Below are 20,217 nucleotides of genomic sequence, written 5' to 3' on the forward strand. Positions count from 1 at the left end.
TCATGATGGACCTGCTGACCAAGCAGGGCGCGAGCAAGCTGGTGAAAGAGTGCACCTACCCGCTGACCGGCATCGCCTGCGTCAAGCGCGTGTACGCCGACCTGGCCACGCTCGAGTGCACGCCGCAGGGCCTGAAGCTCGTCGATCTGGTCGATGGCCTGAGCCGCGAAGAGCTCGAGAAGCTGATCGGGATGGCGCTTCAGTAGTCGAACGGAACGCTCGGCACTGAACGCCGCTCCTGGCCGACAGCCGCAGGCTAGCCCGCAGCTCGAAGTGCCATCACCTCGTCAAAGGTGGAGCGATCGTCCGCGTACGCCGCCGCCCCCGGCAACTAGAACGCCACGCCGGGCGGCCCGGCGAACCGCAGGATCGAGCGTGCCAGCTCCGGGTGCGACGATGCCCAGAGGTCGTCGAAGAGTATCCACACATGGTGGTTGAATCCGTCGTCGAGTCGCAACTCGACATGGTGCTCGCCGCCTTGAACGCTCGCGGGTTGCCGCTCCCGCGTGTGGAACCACTTGACGTTTTCGTGCAGGTCATGCGCCGAGAGACTTCCTGCATGAATACCCTCGTCGTTGTCGGCGGCTGTTTCGGGCGACACCTCCGCCAGGCGGCGGAGCAACGAAGCGGCATTCAAGTCGGGGTGGCTGCGAGCGACGAGCGCGAGCCAGTCGAGCTCGAGCGGATGGTCGACATCGGGGGAGACGCCCGCCAGCCACGCGACCAACCCGGGCAAGCGGACGCCCGCGATCTCGACGGGCCCCGGCAGGTCTGACAGATTCGCGCCATCCCACACGGTACTGAACACCGCATAGACAGCGCCTTCTCCACCCCCGCCGCCGACAGGCACCGTCTGCGTCTCGGCGGCGAAATCGCCGTTCGACACGCCATCCGGCAGACAGTCGACCGTGTAGATCGAGAACGGGCCGGCGTGGCGCGACAGCACGGCTTCGCTCATCCACCAGAACGCGAGCTCGACCTCGTCGTCATCGGTTTCGATGAGCACCATGCCGTCTCGCGTCTCGACGTTGTTGGAATACCAGTTGCTGGACAGCGACTGCTGCAACTCGTCGTCGTTCACGGGTGCGGGAATCGCGCCGCTGCGCACCTTCTCGGCGAAGCCTTCGAAGCCGTAGACGTGCGCGATGCCCAACACGTCGCTGCACGTGAGCGACGCGTCCGCCTGAAGTCGCGTCCAAACATCCTGGAACCAGGCGAGCGGGGACGCTGCATCCAGCTTCTTGACCCATCGGTTGGAGGGCAGGTAAGGGCTGCGAAGGACGAAATAGCAGGGCATGGGAAATGCATCCGGAAAGGGCGGGGCGCAGGGGATTCCTGAACTGTAATGCCGGCTCGGCCCATGGTCGGCCCATGGTCTGGCCATGGTCTGCATCAGGCCGATGCCCTCCGGCATCGCGCCAACCCGCGTCCCATGTCCCGATTCAGCGAGCCGCGCAACACCCCGCCTCTTGCCGCTTCGTCAGTCCTCTTCACGAACCCGGTGCTGCCCCATCAACGTCTGCTGGATGGGGGCGGGCACCGCGTCATAGTGCGACAGCGCGATGGTGTAGCGGCCCTGGCCGCTGGTCATCGCGTTGAGCCGCGACTGGTAGCTGGCCAGCTCGGCCATCGGCACCTGGCCGTGCACTGCCGCGGTGCCGGCGCCCATGGCCGACGTGCCGGTGACCAGCCCGCGGCGCGACGACAGGTCGCCCGTGACGTCGCCGACGGAACTGTCGGGCATGACGATCTCGATCTGCACGATCGGCTCGAGCACGACCGGCCGGCCTTCGCGGATCGCCGCCATGAAGGCCTTGCGGCCCGCGGTCGCGAAGGCGATGTCCTTGCTGTCGACGCTGTGGTGTTTGCCGTCGTACACGACCACGCGCACGTCGACCACCGGGTAGCCTGCGATCACGCCGCTCGCCAGCGCCTCGCGCACGCCCTTCTCGACCGCCGGAATGAACTGGCCCGGAATGGCGCCGCCCCTGACCTCGTCGGCGAACTGGAAGCCGGCACCGCGCGCCAGCGGCTCGATGCGCAGAAAGACCTCGCCGAACTGGCCGGAGCCGCCGGTCTGCTTCTTGTGGCGGTGGTGGCCCTGGGCCGACGCGAGCACGGTCTCGCGGTAGGCGACGCGCGGCGGCCGCGTCTGGACCTCGAAGCGGTAGACCTCGCGCAAGCGGTCGAGCACGATGCGCAGGTGAAGCTCGCCCAGGCCGTACAGCACCGTTTCGTTGGTGGCGGCCACATGCTCGATGCGCAGGCACGGGTCCTCGGCCGTGAGCTTGCCCAGGATCTCCCAGGCGCGTTGCTCGTCGCCGTGGCGCGCGGGCTCCACGGCCAGGCCGTGCACCGGCACCGGAAACGCCAGCGGCGCGAGATGAACGTGGTCGTCCTCGGCCGCGTCGTGCAGCACGGCATCGAAATGGATCTCCTCGATCTTGGCAACCGCCACGATGTCGCCGGGCACGGCGCGCGACACCTCGACGTGGTCCTTGCCCTGCAGCCTGAACAGGTGGCTCACCTTGAAAGGCTTGCGGCCGTCGCCGATGTAGAGCTGGCTGCCGCACACGACCGTGCCCTGGTGCACGCGAAAGATGCCGAGCTTGCCGACATAGGGGTCGCTCGTGACCCTGAACACGTGCGCCAGCACGTGCAGCGACGGATCGGGCCGGGCCTGCATCGGCTTGGCGTCCGCGCCTTCGCCGACCAGAAAGTCCGGCGGGTTGGCCTCTGTCGGGTTGGGCAGCAGCTTGACGATCACGTCGAGCAGCTCGGCCACGCCGGCGCCGCTGCGCGCCGAGACGAAGCAGACCGGAATCAGGTGGCCCTCGCGCAGCGCCTGTTCGAGCGGCGCATGCAGCTCGCCGGGGTCGACGTCGCCGTCGGCCAGGTAGCGCTCGACGAAGGCCGCATCGACCTCGACCACCTGCTCGACCAGCGCACGGTGCGCCGCGTCGACGTTGCTGATGTCGGACTGGCCTTCGCGGTTGTAGAAGCAGTCCACCACGCGAGTGCCGCCGTCCGCGGGCAGGTTCAGCGGCAGGCATTCGCGGCCGCAGGCGGCCTGGATGTCGGCCAGCAGGGCGGCCAGGTCGACACCGGCATCGTCGATCTTGTTGACCACGATGATTCGCGTGAGATGGCGCGACGCTGCGTAGTCCATCATGCGCAGCGTCATCGGCTCGATGCCGGCGTTGGCGTTGACCACGATGGCGGCGGTTTCCACCGCCTCCAGCGCGGGCAGGCTCTGGCCCAGCAGATCGGCGCCGCCGGGGGTGTCGATCAGGTGGATCCGCGTGCCGCTGTGCTCGAGGTGCATCAGCGATGCGTTGAGCGAATGCTGCAGGCGGCGCTCGAGCGGGTCGTGGTCGCTGACGGTGCTGCCGCGTTCGATGCTGCCGCGGGTGCCGATGGCGCCTGCCGCATGCAGCAGGGTCTCGGCGAGGGAGGTCTTGCCGGCGGCGGCGGCACCGACGAGTGCCAGTGTTCGTACCGCTTCCATTTCGGCCGCAAGGCCGTTCGATCGGCTTGGCATGGCATGGACTCCTTGGCGTCCGCCATGCAGGCGCCCGGCGGCCTGCAAGGGCTCGGTGCTGCGCGGGCGCCCGGCCAGCGTACGGGATTGACCGGGCCGACGCAAGCGAGTTTCCCGGCGGGGCAGTGACGGCCCGCGCGTGTCGCGCGGGCATGCCGTCCTTCGTGCAATCGCCGAACCCATGCGGGCAGCGTGGCTGTGCCCACGGCGCGGTTCAGGCGCCCATAATGCCAGGCGGACCACGCCAGAGGTCCCCCGCAGGCCAGCGGCTTCGCACCAAGGCCGACACAGGCCGGCCCCCTTCTTCCTGGCGTTCACGGGACGACACCATGAGCTCATTGCACATGTTTCTACCGGCAGCCGAGCCAGCACGCAGCGAGACGCTGGCGCGGTTGCTGAAGACGCACCATATACCCCGCCACCTCGTGAAGGGCATCGCGCTCAAGAGCCACCGGGGCGAGCTGGAACCGGCGGCGCCGGCCGACGCGCCGCAGGGCCTGCAGCAGGAAGCCCAGGCACCGGCGGTACAGGTGATGCAGGCGATACAGGTGGCACCGGAATAGTCGAGCGCAAAGAGCGATCTTGCGGCGCGCGGGAGCCTGGTCGGCTTCGCTGCGGCTGGACGCCCGTGCGCGTTCGCCGCAGCGGTCTGTCACACTCTTTCGCCATGAATCCGCCACCGCTCGCTCAACTGCAGCTCATTCTCGAGAGTACCGGCCTTCGGGCCGGTCTCGAATTCCTCAACCGGCGCGTGCCTCACCGCTACACCATCGTCTACAAGTTCGACGGCGACGCCTTCTACGGCATGGTCGTGGTCGACAAGCTCGGCGAGCCCGTGCCGGCCCTGTTCAACAAGGTGCCGTTCGACGACAGCTTCTGCCGCTACACGGTCGGCGAAGGCGTGTTCAGCACGGCCTGTTCGCCGCAGGACAGCCGGCTCGACGGCCACATTCACCAGGCCAACGTCCAGAGTTATTGCGGCCTGCCCGTGACGAACCCGCAGGGCGGGCTGTACGGCACCTTCTGCCACCTGGACATGGTGCCGCAGTCGCTCGGCGACGAAGAGTTCGCGTTCCTGCAGGAAGCCGCCGCGCTCCTGGGCGGCTACCTCCCCGAGACCAGCGAACTCACCGGCGTCTGAGGCCTGGCCGCCGGTCAGCGGGCCCTCAGCCCGGAATGTTCGGCTCGACCAGTTGGGCCAGCGCGACCAGCGACTCCTGCCAGCCCAGGTAGCACATCTCGGTCGGAATCATCTCGGGGATGCCTTCCTGCACGATGGACACTTCCGTGCCGCAGGACACGGCGGTCAGCGTCACGGTGGTCTTCATGGTGCCCGGAAGGTTGGCGTCGTCGAAGGTCGCGTCGTAGGCAACGCGCTGGCCGGGGACCAGTTCCAGGTACTTCCCGCCGAACGAGTGGCCGTGGCCGCTGCCGAAGTTGGTGAAGGACATGCGCCAGGCGCCGCCGACCACGGGCTCCATGGCGTGGACCTTGCCGGTGAAGCCGAACGGCGGCAGCCAGCGCTCGAACGCGCCGGGCTCGACGAACGCACGGTAGATGCGGTCCGATGGGGCGCGCAGGACGCGGTGCAGACGGACGGTGTTGGTGGCCATGGCTTTATCTCCTGAAGTGCAGAGGAAGACCCTCTATGGGTACGTCGAACGAGCCTGCTGACAATCGACAGGCCGTGAGACTAGGGAAAACCCGGGCATTGCGGCCACCGGCTGCGCGGCGCGGCTGGCTTGCATCAGGAGGCCGCCGAGAGGTCGCCGATTTCAGCGAGCGCGGCCAGCGCCGCGTCGAAGTCGAATGCCGCAACGGCCCGCGCGGCGCGTTGCAGCGCAGGCTCCCACGGCGTGCCGCGCGCCTGCGTTGCGAGCGGCTCGGCCAGGTCGGCGGCCGAGCCGTCGTCGGCCTCCAGCAGCGCGCGCAGCTGCCTCAGCCGCGTCGCCAGTTCCGGCGCCGGCGTCCGATCCGTCGGGTCCGTCTGGTCCGTGTGGTCCGTCCGGTCCGTTGTTTCGGGCCGCGCCGCCTCCACCGCATCGCCGACGACCACCAGGCCGGCGAGCACGCCGGCCAGCGCCTGCTCGGCCTCGTGCAGCAGGGGCGCAAGCGCAACGGCGTCCTGTCCCTCCAGGCAGGCCTGCTCGAGCGAACCGGCGGCGGCCTGCACCTGCCGCGCGCCGATGTTGCCCGCGGTTCCCTTCAAGGTGTGGGCGGTGCGCGTGGCCGCCTCCCGGTCCGCTGCCTGCAGCGCGGCGCGAAAACGCGCGCCGAAATCCGCCTGGCCGGCGGCAAAGCTCCGCAGCAGCCGCCGGTACAGGTCGGGGTCGCCGCCGCTGGTGGCGAGCCCTGCGTCCGGGTCGATGCCGGGCAGCGCCGCCGGGCCGCCCTGCGGCCGGATCCAGCGCGCCATCGTGACGAACATCGACTGCACGTTCAGCGGCTTGGCGATGCGGTCGTCCATGCCCGCGGCGCGTTCGCGCTCGCCCGCGCCGGCCATCACGTTCGCGGTCATCGCGATCACGGGCAACCGCGCCCAGCGCGGGTTGGCGCGGATCGCCCGCGTTGCCGCGTAGCCGTCCATCACGGGCATCTGGCAGTCCATCAGCACGCCGTCGAAGCGGTCGTCGCGGGCCAGCAGTTCCAGCGCCTCCCGGCCGTTGGCGGCCACCTCAAACGCGATGCCGCAGCGCCGCAGCAGCTCGCCGGCCAGCTCCTGGTTCATGTCGTTGTCTTCCACCAGCAGCACCCGCGCGCCGCGCAGCGCAACAAGCGCACCTTCGTAGTCGCGCCCGGGCTGCGCCGACGCCTCGTCGAGCGGGACGCCGTGGCCCAGCGCCTCGGCAATGGCACGCAGCAGGCCCGCGGCCGTCACCGGCTTGGTCAGCACCGACTTGAGCTGCACGCGGCGCCGCTCGGCGGCCACCAGCGCCTCGTCGCGGCCGAAGGCGGTGACCATGATGACCGACGGCATGTCGGGCTGCAGCCGCTCGTGCAGGCGCGCGGCCGTCTCCACGCCGTCCATCACCGGCATCTTCCAGTCCATCAGCACCACGTCGTAGGGCACGCCGCGCTGCTGGCCCGACTGGGCCAGCTCCAGCGCCTGCTCGCCGTCGCGGGCCACGTCGGCCACCAGGCCGTGCTGCTTGGCCATGGCGGCAAGAATCTCGCGCGCGGCGACGTTGTCGTCCACCACGAGAACGTGCACGCCGCGCAGCGCCTCGCGCAGCACCGCCTGGCGCGGCGCCGGCCGGGCCTGGACGCCGAAGCGGGCGTGGAACTGGAAGACCGAACCGGCGCCCGGCGTGCTGTCGACCCAGATGCGCCCGTCCATCAGCGCGACCAGGTCCTTGCAGATCGCCAGGCCCAGGCCGGTGCCGCCGTAGCGGCGCGTGATGGAACTGTCGGCCTGGCTGAACGACTGGAACAGCTGGTCACGGTGCTCGGCGTCGATGCCGATCCCGGTGTCGCGCACCGCGAAGTGCAGGTCGACGGTGTCGGCCTCGCGTGCGGTCACGCGCACCGCCACCACCACCTCGCCGCGCTCGGTGAACTTCACCGCGTTGTTGCCGAGGTTCACCAGCACCTGGCCGAGCCGCAGCGGGTCGCCCACCAGTGCGCCCGGCACGTCGGCATCGACCGCGAACAGCAGCTCCAGCGCCTTCTCCTCGGCCTTCATGCCGACCATGTTCGCGAGGTTGTCCATCACGTCCTCGAGCCGGAAGTCGGTGTGCTCGAGCTCGAGCTTGCCGGCCTCGATCTTCGAGAAGTCGAGGATGTCGTTGATGATGCCCAGCAGGTTCTCCGCCGCCCGGTGCACCTGCTCCACGTAGTGGTGCTGGCGCGGTTCCATCTCGGTCTGCAGCGCGAGGTGCGACATGCCGATGATGGCGTTCATCGGCGTGCGGATCTCGTGGCTCATGTTGGCCAGGAAGTCGCTCTTCGCGCGGGTCGCCTCCTCGGCGATCTCCTTGGCCTGGCGCATCGCGGTCTCGGCCACCTTGCGCTCGGTGATGTCGACCAGCCAGCCCATCGTGCCGTCGCGGCCCTCGTGGGTCATGCGCATGAACGTGGCGAGATAGTCGCGCAGCGCGCCGCCCGCCGCGCGCAGGCGCAGCTCGACGTCGTGCACGAAGCCTTCGGCGGCGATGCGTTCGACCAGGGTGTCGCGCTCGGTGCGGTCGGCGTACAGGGCACCGCCGTCGTCACCTTCGTGCAGGCCGAACGCCTGCTTGAACTCGGGGTTCGCGTAGCGGAACTCGCCGGCGGTGGTGAACGCGATCGCGACGGGGCTGCGCTCCAGGATGTTCTGCAGGGCGGTGCGCTGCTCGGCCAGCGCCGCCTCGGTGCGCCGCCGCTCGGTGATGTCGCGCACCGACGCGCAGACAAAGCCCGCCCGCTCCGGCGAGGCCGGCAGCAGCGCCAGGCTGATCTCGACCGCGAATTCGCTGCCGTCGGCGCGGCGGCCGCGCAGTTCGACACCGGCGCCGCCCATCTGGCGCGCCCGCCCGTCGCGCAGGTAGCCCGCGCGCAACCCGGCATGGGCCGGCCGCGACGCCGCCGGCACCAGAACCTCGACCCGCTGGCCCACCAGCGAGCCGTCGGGGTAGCCGAACATGCGCGCCAGCTGTGCGTTGGCGATCGCGATGCGTCCGTCGGCATCGATCACCAACATGCCGTCGGGCGCGGACTCGATGATGCCGCGGTACCAGGCCTCGGTGGCCTCCAGGCGCCGGCGCTGGGCCTCCAGCTCGGCGGCCTGCGCCTCCAGCCGCGAGGCCTGCTCGCTGCTGGCTTCCAGCAGGCGCCGCGTGCTGGCGCTGCGCTGCGCGATCTCCAGGCTCATTGCGAGCGTCGGCAGCGCCGCGTCGAGCAGCGACAGGGCTTCTTCGTCGAAGGTGCCGAAGCCGGCGAACTCGAGCACGCCGAGCAGGCGGTCGCCGCGCTGCAGCGGCACCAGCAGCAGCGTGCGCGCGTCGGCACCGCCAAGGCTGGAGCCGAGCCGGGCGTAGCCAGCAGGTGCGTCCGCGATGCGCAGCATGCGGCGCTCCAGCGCGCATTGCCCGACCAGGCCCGCGCCGAAGGCGATGCTGGCCGGTGCGGGCGCGTCCGCGTCGAGCGCATAGCCGACGAGCAGGTCCAGCCGGCCCGCATCGTCGTCGGCCAGGTAGAAGCTCGCGCGCCCGGCGCCCATGGCCGGCGCCACCCGGGACAAGAAGCGCCGCCCCAGTTCAGCCGGATCGCCGGCTGTCTGCAGCGCGGTCGACAGCTCGGCGACTTCGCTCTTCACGCGGCTCTGCCACGCGATCTCGCGCGCGCCGGTCTGCAGCGTGTCGATCGTGCGCGCCAGGTCGCCGACGTCGTTGCCGTAGCCGGTGTACGGAACCACCGCATCGAAGTGCCCGGCGGCCAGCGACTCGACATGGCGGCGCAGCCGCGTGGCCGGCCGCCGGATGGAGCGGGCGGTGAGCCAGGCCGCCGCAATGCCGATCAGCGTGGTCACCAGCACGAGCAGGGCGATCGTCCACGTGCCGCGCTGCGCATGGTCGCGCGCCTGCGCCGCCAGGCGCGCCGCGTCGGCCTGCTTCAGCGTGGCGATGCCCTCGAGCTCGGCCGCGGCCGCGTTCGCGGTGGCGATCAGTTCGTCGCGCCGCGCCGCCTCCGCGAGCTCGACGAAGCGGCCCTCGCGCACCAGCACCATCAGGTCGTCGAGCTGGTGGCGGTGAAGCAGGTACTGCCGGTCGAACTCGTGCAGCCGGGTGAGCCCCTCGGTGCTGAGCGTGCGCCGCCGCAGGTCGGCCATGGCGTCGGCAAGCCGCGATTCCGCATCGGCCATTTCGCCGAGGGCCTTCTGCTGGCCCGTGCGCTCCGCCGTGAGCGCGAGCTGCTGCAGCGCCCGGCCCAGGCGCGCCATCTGCACCTGGCCTTCCTTCGCATCGATCGAGGCCTGCAGGTCGATCTGGTAGACGCGCTCCAGCCGCTCGGACGCGGAGCGCATCGCATACAGCCCGTACGCGCCGACCACGAACACCGCCACCGCCAGCGGCAGCAGCGAGACGACGAGCTTGAAGGTCAGCGAGCGGCGCTCGAAGCGCTGCTGCAGCGCCTCGATGTGCCGGGCATCGAGCGATCCGCCGGTCGGCGCTTGCATGCCGCTCAGATCCGGATGGTCTCTGCGATCGCTTCGAGCTGCGCCGTCTGGGCCGCAAGGTCCGCCTCGCTGTCGCGGTGCTGCTCGGCGATCGCGCGAAAGCGCGTGGCGATGGCAAGGAAGGCATCGACCATGTCCGGATCGAAATGCGCGCCGCGGCCGTCATGAATGATCTGCACGGCGCGCTCGTGCGGCATGCCTTCCTTGTAGACGCGCCGGCTGATCAGCGCGTCGTACACGTCCGCCACCGCCATCAGCCGCGCGGAGATCGGGATCTCGTCGCCGCTCAGCCCCTGCGGATAGCCGCTGCCGTCCCACTTCTCCTGGTGGCCATAGGCAATCTCCTTCGCGCACACGAGAAACTCCGCCGTCACCCCCAGCGATGCCTGCGCACTGGCGATCGCGTCGCGGCCGATGGTGGTGTGCGTCTTCATGACCTCGAACTCCTCGGGCGTGAGGCGCCCGGGGTTCAGCAGGATCCGGTCGGGAATGCCGATCTTGCCGATGTCGTGCAGCGGCGCCGACTTGTAGAGCGTCTCGATCTGGCGCGGCGACAGGTAATGCGCGAAGCGCGGATGCTCGCGCAGGTGCTCCGCGAGCGCCTTCACGTACAGCTGGGTGCGCCGGATGTGGTTGCCGGTCTCGCTGTCGCGCGTCTCGGCCAGCGAGGCCATCATCGTGATGGTCGCGTCCTGCACGGCGACCACCTCGCGCGTGCGGCGCGAGACCTCTTCTTCGAGGTAGGCGTTGCGGTCGTGCAGGAAGTCCGCCGCGGCCTTGAGCTGCAGGTGGTTGCGCACGCGCTGCAGGCAGATGGCGGGCTTGATCGGCTTGGTGATGTAGTCGGCCGCGCCAAGCTCCAGGCCGATGCGCTCGTCCTCGGGGCCGTCCAGGGCCGTGAGGAAGATCACCGGCACCCGCTCGGTGCGCGCGGAGGCCTTGATCGCAATGCACACGTCGTAGCCGCTCATGCCCGGCATCATGACGTCGAGCAGCACCAGGTCGGGCAGCGGCGCGGCCTCGAGCACGCGCAACGCCTTCTCGCCGCTGTTGGCCACCTTGACGCGGAACTCGTCGCGCAGCAGGGTGGACATCAGCGTCAGGTTGTCCGGCGTGTCGTCGACCACCAGAATCGTCGGCTTGTCGATCAAAGTATCGATCGTCATGGCGCTTGGCCCTCCTGCGCGCATCGGCGCGGCGCCCATGGTGCCAGCATCTCGGGGCGCTGACCAGCGCCGGCGCGGCCGCTACCTGCCGGTGGCCGCGCTGCCCCCCGGGGCCTGCGAATGCACCTTCCTGCGCAGCATGTGCATCCGCAGCGCCACATGCAGTTCGAGAAAGCGCCCGCCCAGGCGCCAGTCCTTCAGCAGGTTGTCGATGGCCTCGAGCCGCTGGCGCAAGGTGTTCACGTGGATCTGAAGCGCGTCGGCCGTGGCCTTCGCGTTCTGCGCGTGCTCGAGGTAGGCCAGCAGGGTGCCGGCCAGGTCGGTGCCGCGGCGCAGGTCGTGCTGCACCAGGGCGCCGACGGTCGTCTCGATGAAGCCCGTGACGTCCGTGGCGCGGCGCTGCTCGAACAGCAGCGAGTACATCGACAGCGTGGCCTCGGGCAGCAGCTCGTGCGAGCGCCCCAGCGCGCGCAGGATGTCGATGCCGCGCTTGAGCGCGCGAAAGCAGTCGGGCAGGGCGTCGACCCGCGTCAGCGTGCCCGAGGTCACGCCGATGGCGCCCAGGCGCGCGTCGGGCAGCAGCGTGGCCTGCACCGCCGACTGCAGCGCCTCGAAGGCGGCCTCGGGGCAGATGGCGACGATGAAGCCCTCGCATTCCTCCAGCAGCGTGCCGTGCGCCACGGCCGGGCGCATGCGGCGCAGCGCGTATTCGATGTGCCGGTCTTCCACGCTGAGCACGGCCATGCGCAGCGCCAGGCCCGGGTCCAGGCTGAGGTCCAGGCCCAGCGGCTGCGTGCGCAGCTGCAGCGCCGCAAGCGATTCCTGCTGCCAGCTCACCAGCGCGCGAATGGCCGCGGCCGACTCGCCGCTCACCACCAGCTCGCTGCGCTCCTGCGACAGCAGCACCACGCCCGCGACCAGCGCGCCGCGCTCGAAGGTGCGGATCTCGGTGGCGCTCATCGCGCGGTCCGACAGCATGACCATGGCGCCCAGCAGCCGGTCGGCGCCCATCAGCGCCGCCACGCGCAGGTGGAGCTCGGGGCGGCCGGGGTGGCCGTCGACCGCGTGCGAACGGCCCGAGCGCCGGCCTTCGGTCAGCGCGCCGTGCACCTGGTCCTGGATTTCGGTGAGGGCCAGCAGCCCGGTCAGGTCGCCGGCCAGGTCGCCGGCCGGGTGTGCGGCCAGGTGTGCGGCCAGGTGTGCGGGCGCGACCGTCGCGTGCTGCGTCGGCTGCTCGGCCTCGTCGAGCCGCACGATGTGCACGCCGAGCATCGACGCCACCATGTTCAGGATGTCGACCACGCTGCAGCCGCGCGCCACCAGCCGCGTCATCTGCTCGTGCGCCTCGGCGGCGGTCTGGATCTCTTCGGCCTGCCGGTGCAGCGAGGCGTTGGCGTCGCTGGCGCGCTGCAGCGCCACCTGCGCCTCCTGGAACAGCCGGGCGTTCTCGATGGCCACCGCGGCCTGCGCGGCCAGCGTGGAGAGCATGGCGACTTCCCATGGCGCATGGCGGCGCGGCTGGCGGTCGCAGATGCACAGCACGCCGATGCAGTGGTTGCCCACCATCAGCGGCGCGCCCAGCAGCGACTGCACGCCCTCGTCCTTGATCGCCAGGTCGATGCCCTGCTCGTGCGCGAAGCCGTGGTCGGTCAGGTAGTCGCTGCTGTGGTACGGCGTCTTGTGCTTGAGCACATGGCCGCAGATGCCGTGGTCGGGTGGCACGCGCACGTTCTTGAAGCGCTCGGAAATCGCGCCCTCGGTCGCGCGGATGTAGAAGTCGTTGCGCACGCGGTCGAAGTTGGTGAGGTAGCCGATGTCGGCCGAGAAGATCTGCCGCGCGCGCCGCACGATGGCCTGCAGCACCAGCTCGAGGTCGCGGATCGACGTGAGGTCGTGCGCGCTCTCCAGCACCACCAGCAGGCCGCGCTCGCGCCGCTGCTGCAGCGTCTGCTGCTCGCAGACCGCCACCGCGGCGCGGATGCTGCCGGCCAGCAGCGAGCGCTGGGCCGGGTCGTGCACCGTGGTCTCCACGCGCGCCAGCATGTCGTCGAACTCGCGCGCGCTGGCATTGCGCTGGAGCATGGCGAGCAGCTCCGACTGGAGTTCCGCGGGCACCAGCGAGGCGGTGTGCGCCTCTTGCTCGCCCAGGGTTGCGCGGCCCTGGCGCGCGACCGATTCCGATGTTGTCAAAGACCTCTCCCGACGTGTGCCCTGCGGGCAGTAAAACTCAGTGCAAACCCTGACGAAAAACGTGCTGTGGGTTGGCTGATGTGCGAATCGCCCATAAGGCAGTCGATCTGGTGTGCGGATGCGCCATAGGAGATCGCGGACGCGATCGACATGATTCATGCACTCGCACATTAACAGTGAGAGACCACAGGAGACAACTCAGTGAAATCGCTTGCCACACTCATGGCGTGGGGGACGGCCGTGTTCGCCCTCGCCACAGCCGCCACCGTCGCCATGGCCCAGCCGCAATCCCAGCCGCAATCCCAGCCTCAGCGCCCCGCCGAAATCAAGCTCGGCATGAGCACCTTCATGACCGGCCCGGCCTCGGTGCTCGGCGCGCCCGCCAAGGCGGCGGCCGACATGTGGATCGAAGACTTCAACGCCGCCGGCGGCATCGACGGCACCAGGCTGAGCCCCACCTGGATCGACGAAGGGCAGGGCGCCGACAAGTTCCTCTCGGAGTACCGCCGCCTGGCGCAGGAGCCCGGCGAGAAGCTGATGTTGTCGGCCATCTCCAGCGGCTACTGCAACGCGTTGGCGCCGGTGGCCGAAGACCTCAAGGTCATCAACATCCTGTGGGAATGCTCCACCGAGAAAGTGCTCGAAGAGCGCCGCTACAGGTACGTGTTCCGCACCGGCCCCAACGGCACCATGGAAATGGTGGCCGCCGTGCTGCACCTGCTGAAGACCAAGCCCGACTTCAAGACGCTCGCCGTGGTGAACCAGGACTACGCCTGGGGCCGCGACTCGTGGGAGATCTTCCGCAACACGCTGCTCGCGCTCAAGCCCGACGTGAAGATCGTGGCCGAGCTGTTCCCCAAGTTCGGCGCGTCCGACTTCTCCACCGAAGTCACGCGGCTGCAGGCGCTGCGGCCCGACGTGGTGCTGTCCACCGCCTGGGGCGGCGACCTCGACACCTTCCTGCGCCAGGCCTCGCAGCGCGGGCTGCTCAAGTCGTCGCAGTTCGTGCTGCCGCTGGCCGACTCGTCGCTCGAGCGGCTCGGCGACGCGGTGCCGCCGGGCGTGATCGTCGGCTTCGTCGGCGACGGCTACTTTGCGGACCCCGAATTCGCGAACGACCCCGAGGCGCGCGCCTTCGTGCAGAAGTTCAAGAAGCGCACCGGCGCGTACCCCAACTTCGCCGTCTATCACATGGTGCAGGCGCTGAAGGCGGCCACCGGTGCCTACAAGCAGGCGCTCGCTGACAACAAGGGCCAGTGGCCGACCACCGACCAGCTCGCCGCCACCTTGCGCAAGCTCGAGTACCGCGGCCTCTCGCGCCCGATCCGCCTTCGCGAAGACGGCCAGGCCCTGCAGGGCCAGCTCTACGGCGTGACGGCCAAGGACGCGTCGCAGCCGTTCCCGGTGGCGCGCCAGCTCTCGTTCTACCCGGCCGAGATCCTCACGCCGCCCGTGGGCCAGAAGTCCGCCGAGTGGGTGAAGACCCTCAAGCCCGCGCTCGTCCAGAGCCCGCAGATCCGGCGCGTGGGCGACTGACAAGAGACACGGGACGCCCACTGTTCATGGATCCGAATCTCCTGTTGCTCGCCACCGTCGACGGCCTGTCGTACGCCGGCCTGCTGTTCCTCATCTCGCTGGGCCTGACGCTGATCTGCGGCGTCTTCGGCGTCATCAACGTGGCGCACGGCAGCCTCTATGCCTTCGGCGGCTACAGCGCCGCCAGCCTGCTGGCGTGGCTGCTGCCGCACACCTCTTCCACGCTGGTGCTGGTGGGCTCGCTGTTCGTCGCGGCCGCGGTGGTCGGCGGCTGCCTGGGCGCGCTGCTGGAGCGCGGCCTGCTGCGCCACTTCCAGGACCGCGACCCGGTGCTGCAGCTGCTCGTCACCTTCGCGGCCTTCATGGTGCTCGAGGACGTGCAGCGCATGGTGTGGGGCGCCACGCCCGTCAACGCGGGCGACCTCGCGACGCGGCTCGGCACCACCGAGCTGCTGGGCGTGACCTTCATGAACTACCAGCTCCTGTTCATTCCGGGCGTGGCGCTGCTGGCCTACGGGGGCCTGCAGTTCCTGCTGCGCCATTCGACGGCGGGCCGCCAGATCGTGGCGGTCATCCACCACCGCGAAGTCGCGACCGCGCTGGGCATCAACGCGGCGCGTGTCGGCACGCTGACCTTCGCGCTCGCGGGAGCGCTCGGCGCGCTGGGCGGTGCGCTGTCGGTGCCCATGACGTCGTTCGTGCCCGGCCTGGGCGCCGAGATGATCGTGACCTCGTTCGCCGTCATCGCCACCGCCGGGCTCGGCCAGATCACCGGCGCGCTGGTGGCCGCCGTGCTGATCGGCATGGCGCGCTCGCTGGCCGTGTACACGCTGCCCGAGCTCGAAGTGGTCATGCCCTACCTGATGATGGTGGCGGTGCTGCTGGTGCGTCCGCACGGGCTCTTCTCCGTCACCGCGGCGCGGAGGATCTGATGCGCAAACCGATCTCTCTCGCGGCCCTGGTGCTCGCCGTCTTGCTGCTGCCGGGCGCCGGCTGGGCCTTGCCCTCGTCGCGCATGCCGATCATCACCTTCCTGTGCTTCGGCCTGGCCGCGCTGGGCCTCACGGTGCTCATGCGCGCGGGGCAGGTGTCGTTCGGCCACGCCATGTACGCGGCCATCGGCGGCTATGCCACCGCGTTCACCGTGCGAGCCTTCCCGGGCGCCGACGGCGTGCTCGCGATTGCGGCGGGCGTGCTCGCCAGCCTGGTGTGCGGCGCGCTGATCGCGGCCTTCGTGTCGCGCTACCGCGGCATCTTCTTCGGTATGCTCAACCTCGGCCTCTCGATGGTGCTGTTCTCGCTGGCCGGCAAGCTCTATGCATGGACTGGCGGCACCGACGGCCTGCGCTTCGAGCGGCCCACGCTGCTGGGCATTGCGCTGGAGCGCGGCCAGTTCGAGCTGGCCATGCTGCTGCTCGCGCTGTCGCTGGCCGTGGCCGTCACGTGGATGGTGCAGCGCTACTTCGACTCTTCGTCGGGCCAGGTGCTGGTGGCGATCCGCACCAACGAGACACGGCTGGAGTACATCGGCCTGTCGGCACGCCGGGTGCTGGCCGAAGGCTACGTGCTGTCGGCGGGACTGGTGGGGCTCGCCGGTGCGCTGCTGGCGCTGGTGCAGAGCCTGGTCACGCCCGAGAGCGGCTACTGGATCCGCTCGGGCGAGTACGTGTTCATCGCCATTCTTGGCGGCTCGGGCCATGCCGTGGGCGCCTTCCTTGGCGCGGCGGTGTTCGAGCTGATCAAGCTCGCGGCGGCCGCGTACTTCACCAACGCCTGGCAGATCCTGCTCGGTGCCACGCTGATCGTGGTGATCTTCTTCGCGCCGCAGGGCATCGTCGGCTGGTTCCGGCGCGCACCGCGAACGCAACAGCCGCAGGAGGCCCGATGAACGCATCGACACAAGCCGGCGAGCTGCTGCGCACCGAGGCGCTGACGCTGCGCTTCGGCGGCATCACCGCCGCCGACGGCATCGACTTTTCGCTGGCGCGTGGCGAGCACCTGGCGGTGATCGGCGCCAACGGCGCCGGCAAGACCACCTTCATCAACATCTGCACCGGCTACATCAAGCCCGACAGCGGCCGCGTGCTGTTCGAGAACCTGGACATCACGCGCCAGGGGCCGCGGCAGATCGCGCGCCTGGGCGTGGGCCGCTCGTTCCAGCTGCCGCAGCTGTTCCTCGACCACACGGTGCGGCAGTGCCTGGAGCTGGCCTCCGTGAGCCGCCGCGGCCTGCTGTCGCGCTGGACCCCGTTGTCGCGCGCGGCCGACCAGCGCGCGGTGAGCGAGATGCTCGAGCTGGTCGAGCTCGGCGCCCATGCCGACACGCCCACCACCGTGCTGCCCGAAGGCCGGCGCAAGCTGCTGGACGTGGGCATCGCGCTGATGCTGGAGCCCAAGCTGGTGATCATGGACGAGCCGACCAGCGGCGTGTCTTCGGAAGACAAGCACGGCGTGATGCAGACGCTGATGCGCGCCCTGCAGCAGCGCCAGGTCACGAGCTGGTTCGTGGAGCACGACGTCGAGATCGTGCGCCGCTACGCCACGCGGGTTGCCGCGTGGATCGACGGGCGCATCGCGGCCGACGGCACGCCCGCGCAGGTGTTCGCCGACCCGCTGGTGCGCCGCGAAGTGCTGGGAGAACGCTGATGCTGCGCATCGAATCCATGAACATCGACCTGGCGGGCCATTCGGTCCTGCGCGGTGTCGACCTCGAACTCGCGCCGGGCCAGACGGTCGCCGTGGTCGGTCGCAACGGCGCGGGCAAGACCACGCTGCTGCGCGCCGTCATGGGGCTGGTGGCGCCGCGCGCGGGCCGGCTGCTGCTCGACGGCCAGGACATCACGCGCAGCCCCGCGTCGCGGCGCGCCGCGGCCGGCTTCGGCTACGCGCCGGAAGACCGCGTGATCCTGCCGACGCTGAGCGTCGCGCAGAACATCGCGCTGCCGTGCGAGGTGCTGCGGCTGCCGCGCCACGAGATCGGCCGGCGCATCGACGCCGTGCTGGCCAGCGTCCCGCAGCTCGAGCCGATGCTCTCGCGTTCCGGCGCGGCGCTGTCCGGCGGCCAGGGAAAGATCGTTGCGCTCGCGCGCGCGCTCATGGTCGGCGTGCGCTTCGTGCTGCTCGACGAACCCTTCCAGGGGCTCGCGCCTGCCCTGGCGCGCCAGTACGGCGACGCGCTGCGCGCGCTGCGGGTGTCGCACCCGCAGCTGTGCGTGGTGGTGACGGAATCGAACGCGGCGCTGCTCGACGCGGTGCAGAGCCGCACCTTGTACATCGAGCGCGGCGCCGTCTCCGAGACGACTTCAGCCGCGGCCTGAACGCACGACATGCATCCCAACGGAGAACACACAAGTGAGTACTGAATCAATGCAGCTTCCGCTCGGCGAGGGACCGCTGCGCGGCATGGTGGTGATCGACGTCACCCGCGTGGTGGCCGGTCCCTACTGCACCATGATGCTGGCCGACCTGGGCGCCACCGTCATCAAGGTCGAGAACCCGGCCGAGCCCGACTACGTGCGCACCTTCCCGCCCTTCGTGCAGGGCGACACCGGCAAGGCCAGCGCCTTCTTCGCGCAGTACAACCGCCACAAGCTGGGCGTGAGCCTGGACCTCAAGTCGGCGCAGGGCCGCGCCTTGCTGCGCGAGCTGGTGGGCAAGGCCGACCTGCTGGTGGAGAACTTCCGCCCCGGCACCATGGAGCGCATGGGCCTGGGCTACGAGGCGCTGAAGCCGTGCAACCCGCGGCTGGTCTACGTGTCGATCAGCGGCTTCGGCCAGACCGGCCCCAACTCGCGCCGGCCGGCCTACGACAACAGCGCGCAGGCCACCGGCGGGCTGTGGTCCTTGAACGGAGAGAAGGGCGCGCCGCCGCTGCGCGTGGGCACCATCATCGGCGACCTGTCGGCGTCGTTCTATGCGGCCATTGCCGCGCTGTCGGCGGTGATCCATGCGCGCCAGACCGGCGAAGGCCAGTGGGTCGACGTTGCGCAGCAGGACGCGGTGGTCACGCTGACCGAGCACGCCATCGTCAACTACACGGTGGACGGCGTGGTCGGCGAGCCGCTGGGCAACGACCACCCGTTCGTGCGGCCGTACGGCCAGTACGCCTGCAAGGACGGCTTCGTCTTCTTCGGCGCCTACACCGACAAGTTCTGGCGCGAGGCGTGCCGCATCTTCGGCGAGCCGTCGCTGGTGGCCGACCCCGAGATCGACACGATGGAAAAGCGCTTCGATCCCGCGACCTATGCGCGCCGCGTGCAGCCCATCGTGCAGGGCTGGTGCGCGCGGCACACCAAGGCCGAGCTCGAGGCCATGGCCGGCGACACCATCCCCATGACGCCGATCAAGACCATCGCCGAAGTGGTGGCCGACCCGCACTTGAAAGCGCGCGACATGTTCGTGCCGACGCAGGTCGACGGCGCGCAGGTGCAGGCCTTCGGCAGCCCGATGAAGCTGTCGGCCACGCCGGCGCGCGCGGTCGGCAGCGCACCCGGTTTCGGCGAGCACAACGAGGTCGTGCTCAAGGGCTGGCTGCGCGTCGCCGAGGCCGACTACGACCGCTACGTGGCCGAGGGGGTGATCTGATGGGAATCTCCTACGCGGTGGACGGCGAGGGCATTGCGCATGTGCGCTTCGACCGTCCCGAGAAGCTCAACGCGCTGACGCTCGCCATGTACGACGAGCTCGCGCAGTGCTTCGTGCGCGCCAACGACGACGCGAACGTGCGCGTGGTGCTGCTCGGCGGCAACGGCGAGCGCGCCTTCTGCGTCGGCGCCGACCTGGGCGAGTCGATTCCCGCGCTGGCCGAGGGGCGCTTCGACATCTCGGAATGGGACGGCGCCCACATCAAGCAGCCCGGCTTCCACAAGCCGGTGGTGGCCGCCATCAACGGGCTGTGCATGGGCGGCGGCTTCGAGATCATGCTGGCGGCCGACATCCGCGTGGCCTCGGAGACTTCCGTCTTCGCATTGCCTGAAGCCTCGCTGGGCTTCACGCCGGCCGGCGGCACGCTGGTGCGGCTGGTGCGCCAGATTCCCTATGCGCTGGCGATGGAGCTGATGCTCACGGCCGAGCGTTTTCCGGCGCGCCGGCTCGCGGAGATGGGCTTGCTCAACCGCGTGGTGCCGCCCGGCCAGCTGGAGACCGTTGCGCTCGATTACGCGCGCGGCATTGCGAAGAAGGGGCGGGTGGCCGTGTCGGTCATCAAGGAGGCGGCGCTCACGCTCGGGCACCTGCCCTTCGACGAAGCCTTCCGCCGCGAGGCCGTGCTCGGCCAGCGCGCCTTCACCAGCGACGAGGCCCGCGAAGGGCTGCGCCGCTTCCTGTCGCGCGACCGGTCCACGGCGCGCTGAAGCCGCCTTCCGTTCATTCGTTCACTCATTTCATCCATTCAGGACAGCCCATGGTTCAAGACTCCCGCCTTCCCAATTTCCGCGCGCTCACGCCGGCCCAGCGCCTCGACCACGTCGCCACCGTCACCGGCCTGACGCTTGAAGAAACCGCGCTGCTGAAGACGCCCGGCGCACTGCCGCTGGCGCGCGCCAACGGCATGGTCGAGAACGTCATCGGCACCTTCGAGCTGCCGCTGGGCGTGGCCGGCAACTTCCTGGTGAACGGGCGCGAGTACCTCG

At 70.0% G+C, this 20,217-nt stretch carries 15 protein-coding genes and 2 pseudogenes; 11 read left to right on the plus strand and 6 right to left on the minus strand.

What is annotated here, in order from left to right; genetic code table 11:
- Window positions 1-206, plus strand: a pseudogene (locus tag BM004_RS39680) (3-oxoadipate CoA-transferase); the annotation flags it as partial.
- Window positions 207-331: 125 nt separating this feature from the next.
- On the opposite strand, the gene BM004_RS39685 reads toward BM004_RS39680, so the two are convergent.
- Both BM004_RS39685 and fusA read right to left on the minus strand, forming a co-directional pair.
- The gene (locus BM004_RS39685; protein WP_143072681.1) at window positions 332-1,297 is read right to left on the minus strand and encodes a hypothetical protein; all 966 of its coding nucleotides are present in this window, start codon (window positions 1,295-1,297) and stop codon (window positions 332-334) included.
- Between the two features lie 183 nt (window positions 1,298-1,480).
- A complete protein-coding gene (gene fusA, locus BM004_RS39690; RefSeq protein WP_093222305.1) occupies window positions 1,481-3,541 on the minus strand; it encodes an elongation factor G in 2,061 nt (686 codons plus the stop codon).
- Window positions 3,542-3,870: 329 nt separating this feature from the next.
- Between fusA and BM004_RS39695 the strand changes: the two genes are divergently transcribed.
- Window positions 3,871-4,104 carry a hypothetical protein gene (locus BM004_RS39695; protein ID WP_177206788.1) on the plus strand — a complete coding sequence of 78 codons (234 nt, stop codon included), beginning with the start codon at window positions 3,871-3,873 and terminating at the stop codon, window positions 4,102-4,104.
- Between the two features lie 104 nt (window positions 4,105-4,208).
- Window positions 4,209-4,682: a GAF domain-containing protein gene (locus BM004_RS39700; RefSeq protein WP_093222306.1), complete on the plus strand. Its 474-nt coding sequence runs from the start codon at window positions 4,209-4,211 to the stop codon at window positions 4,680-4,682.
- Between the two features lie 25 nt (window positions 4,683-4,707).
- Here the strand turns inward: BM004_RS39700 and BM004_RS39705 are convergent, their stop codons facing one another.
- The 4 genes from BM004_RS39705 to BM004_RS39720 form a co-directional block, all read right to left on the minus strand.
- Window positions 4,708-5,154, minus strand: a complete 447-nt coding sequence (locus tag BM004_RS39705; RefSeq protein ID WP_093136375.1) for an SRPBCC family protein — start codon at window positions 5,152-5,154, stop codon at window positions 4,708-4,710.
- 134 nt (window positions 5,155-5,288) lie between these two features.
- Window positions 5,289-9,695, minus strand: coding sequence for a response regulator (locus tag BM004_RS39710; RefSeq protein ID WP_093222309.1), 4,407 nt, complete (start codon window positions 9,693-9,695; stop codon window positions 5,289-5,291).
- 5 nt (window positions 9,696-9,700) lie between these two features.
- A complete protein-coding gene (locus tag BM004_RS42445; protein ID WP_093136380.1) occupies window positions 9,701-10,861 on the minus strand; it encodes an HD-GYP domain-containing protein in 1,161 nt (386 codons plus the stop codon).
- A gap of 81 nt (window positions 10,862-10,942) precedes the next feature.
- Complete coding sequence (locus BM004_RS39720; protein WP_177206789.1) at window positions 10,943-13,051, minus strand: helix-turn-helix domain-containing protein; 2,109 nt, start codon at window positions 13,049-13,051, stop codon at window positions 10,943-10,945.
- A 201-nt stretch (window positions 13,052-13,252) separates the two neighbouring features.
- Between BM004_RS39720 and BM004_RS39725 the strand changes: the two genes are divergently transcribed.
- The 8 genes and pseudogenes from BM004_RS39725 to BM004_RS39760 form a co-directional block, all read left to right on the plus strand.
- Window positions 13,253-14,587, plus strand: a complete 1,335-nt coding sequence (locus BM004_RS39725) for an ABC transporter substrate-binding protein (protein WP_093222314.1) — start codon at window positions 13,253-13,255, stop codon at window positions 14,585-14,587.
- 26 nt (window positions 14,588-14,613) lie between these two features.
- The gene (locus BM004_RS39730) at window positions 14,614-15,519 is read left to right on the plus strand and encodes a branched-chain amino acid ABC transporter permease (RefSeq protein ID WP_093222316.1); all 906 of its coding nucleotides are present in this window, start codon (window positions 14,614-14,616) and stop codon (window positions 15,517-15,519) included.
- The gene (locus BM004_RS39735) at window positions 15,519-16,475 is read left to right on the plus strand and encodes a branched-chain amino acid ABC transporter permease (protein ID WP_093222319.1); all 957 of its coding nucleotides are present in this window, start codon (window positions 15,519-15,521) and stop codon (window positions 16,473-16,475) included. The genes BM004_RS39730 and BM004_RS39735 overlap by 1 nt, the downstream gene beginning before the upstream one ends.
- Window positions 16,472-17,233, plus strand: coding sequence for an ABC transporter ATP-binding protein (locus BM004_RS39740; protein WP_093136393.1), 762 nt, complete (start codon window positions 16,472-16,474; stop codon window positions 17,231-17,233). The genes BM004_RS39735 and BM004_RS39740 overlap by 4 nt, the downstream gene beginning before the upstream one ends.
- Window positions 17,233-17,904, plus strand: coding sequence for an ABC transporter ATP-binding protein (locus tag BM004_RS39745; RefSeq protein WP_093222321.1), 672 nt, complete (start codon window positions 17,233-17,235; stop codon window positions 17,902-17,904). The genes BM004_RS39740 and BM004_RS39745 overlap by 1 nt, the downstream gene beginning before the upstream one ends.
- A 34-nt stretch (window positions 17,905-17,938) precedes the next feature.
- Entirely contained in the window at window positions 17,939-19,171 is a 1,233-nt protein-coding gene (locus tag BM004_RS39750) for a CaiB/BaiF CoA transferase family protein (protein WP_256220304.1), read from the plus strand.
- Window positions 19,171-19,938, plus strand: coding sequence for an enoyl-CoA hydratase/isomerase family protein (locus BM004_RS39755; RefSeq protein WP_093222323.1), 768 nt, complete (start codon window positions 19,171-19,173; stop codon window positions 19,936-19,938). The genes BM004_RS39750 and BM004_RS39755 overlap by 1 nt, the downstream gene beginning before the upstream one ends.
- A 50-nt stretch (window positions 19,939-19,988) precedes the next feature.
- Window positions 19,989-20,217, plus strand: a pseudogene (locus tag BM004_RS39760) (3-hydroxy-3-methylglutaryl-CoA reductase); the annotation flags it as partial.

Source organism: Variovorax sp. OK212 (genome assembly GCF_900112425.1).
GTDB lineage: Bacteria > Pseudomonadota > Gammaproteobacteria > Burkholderiales > Burkholderiaceae_C > Variovorax.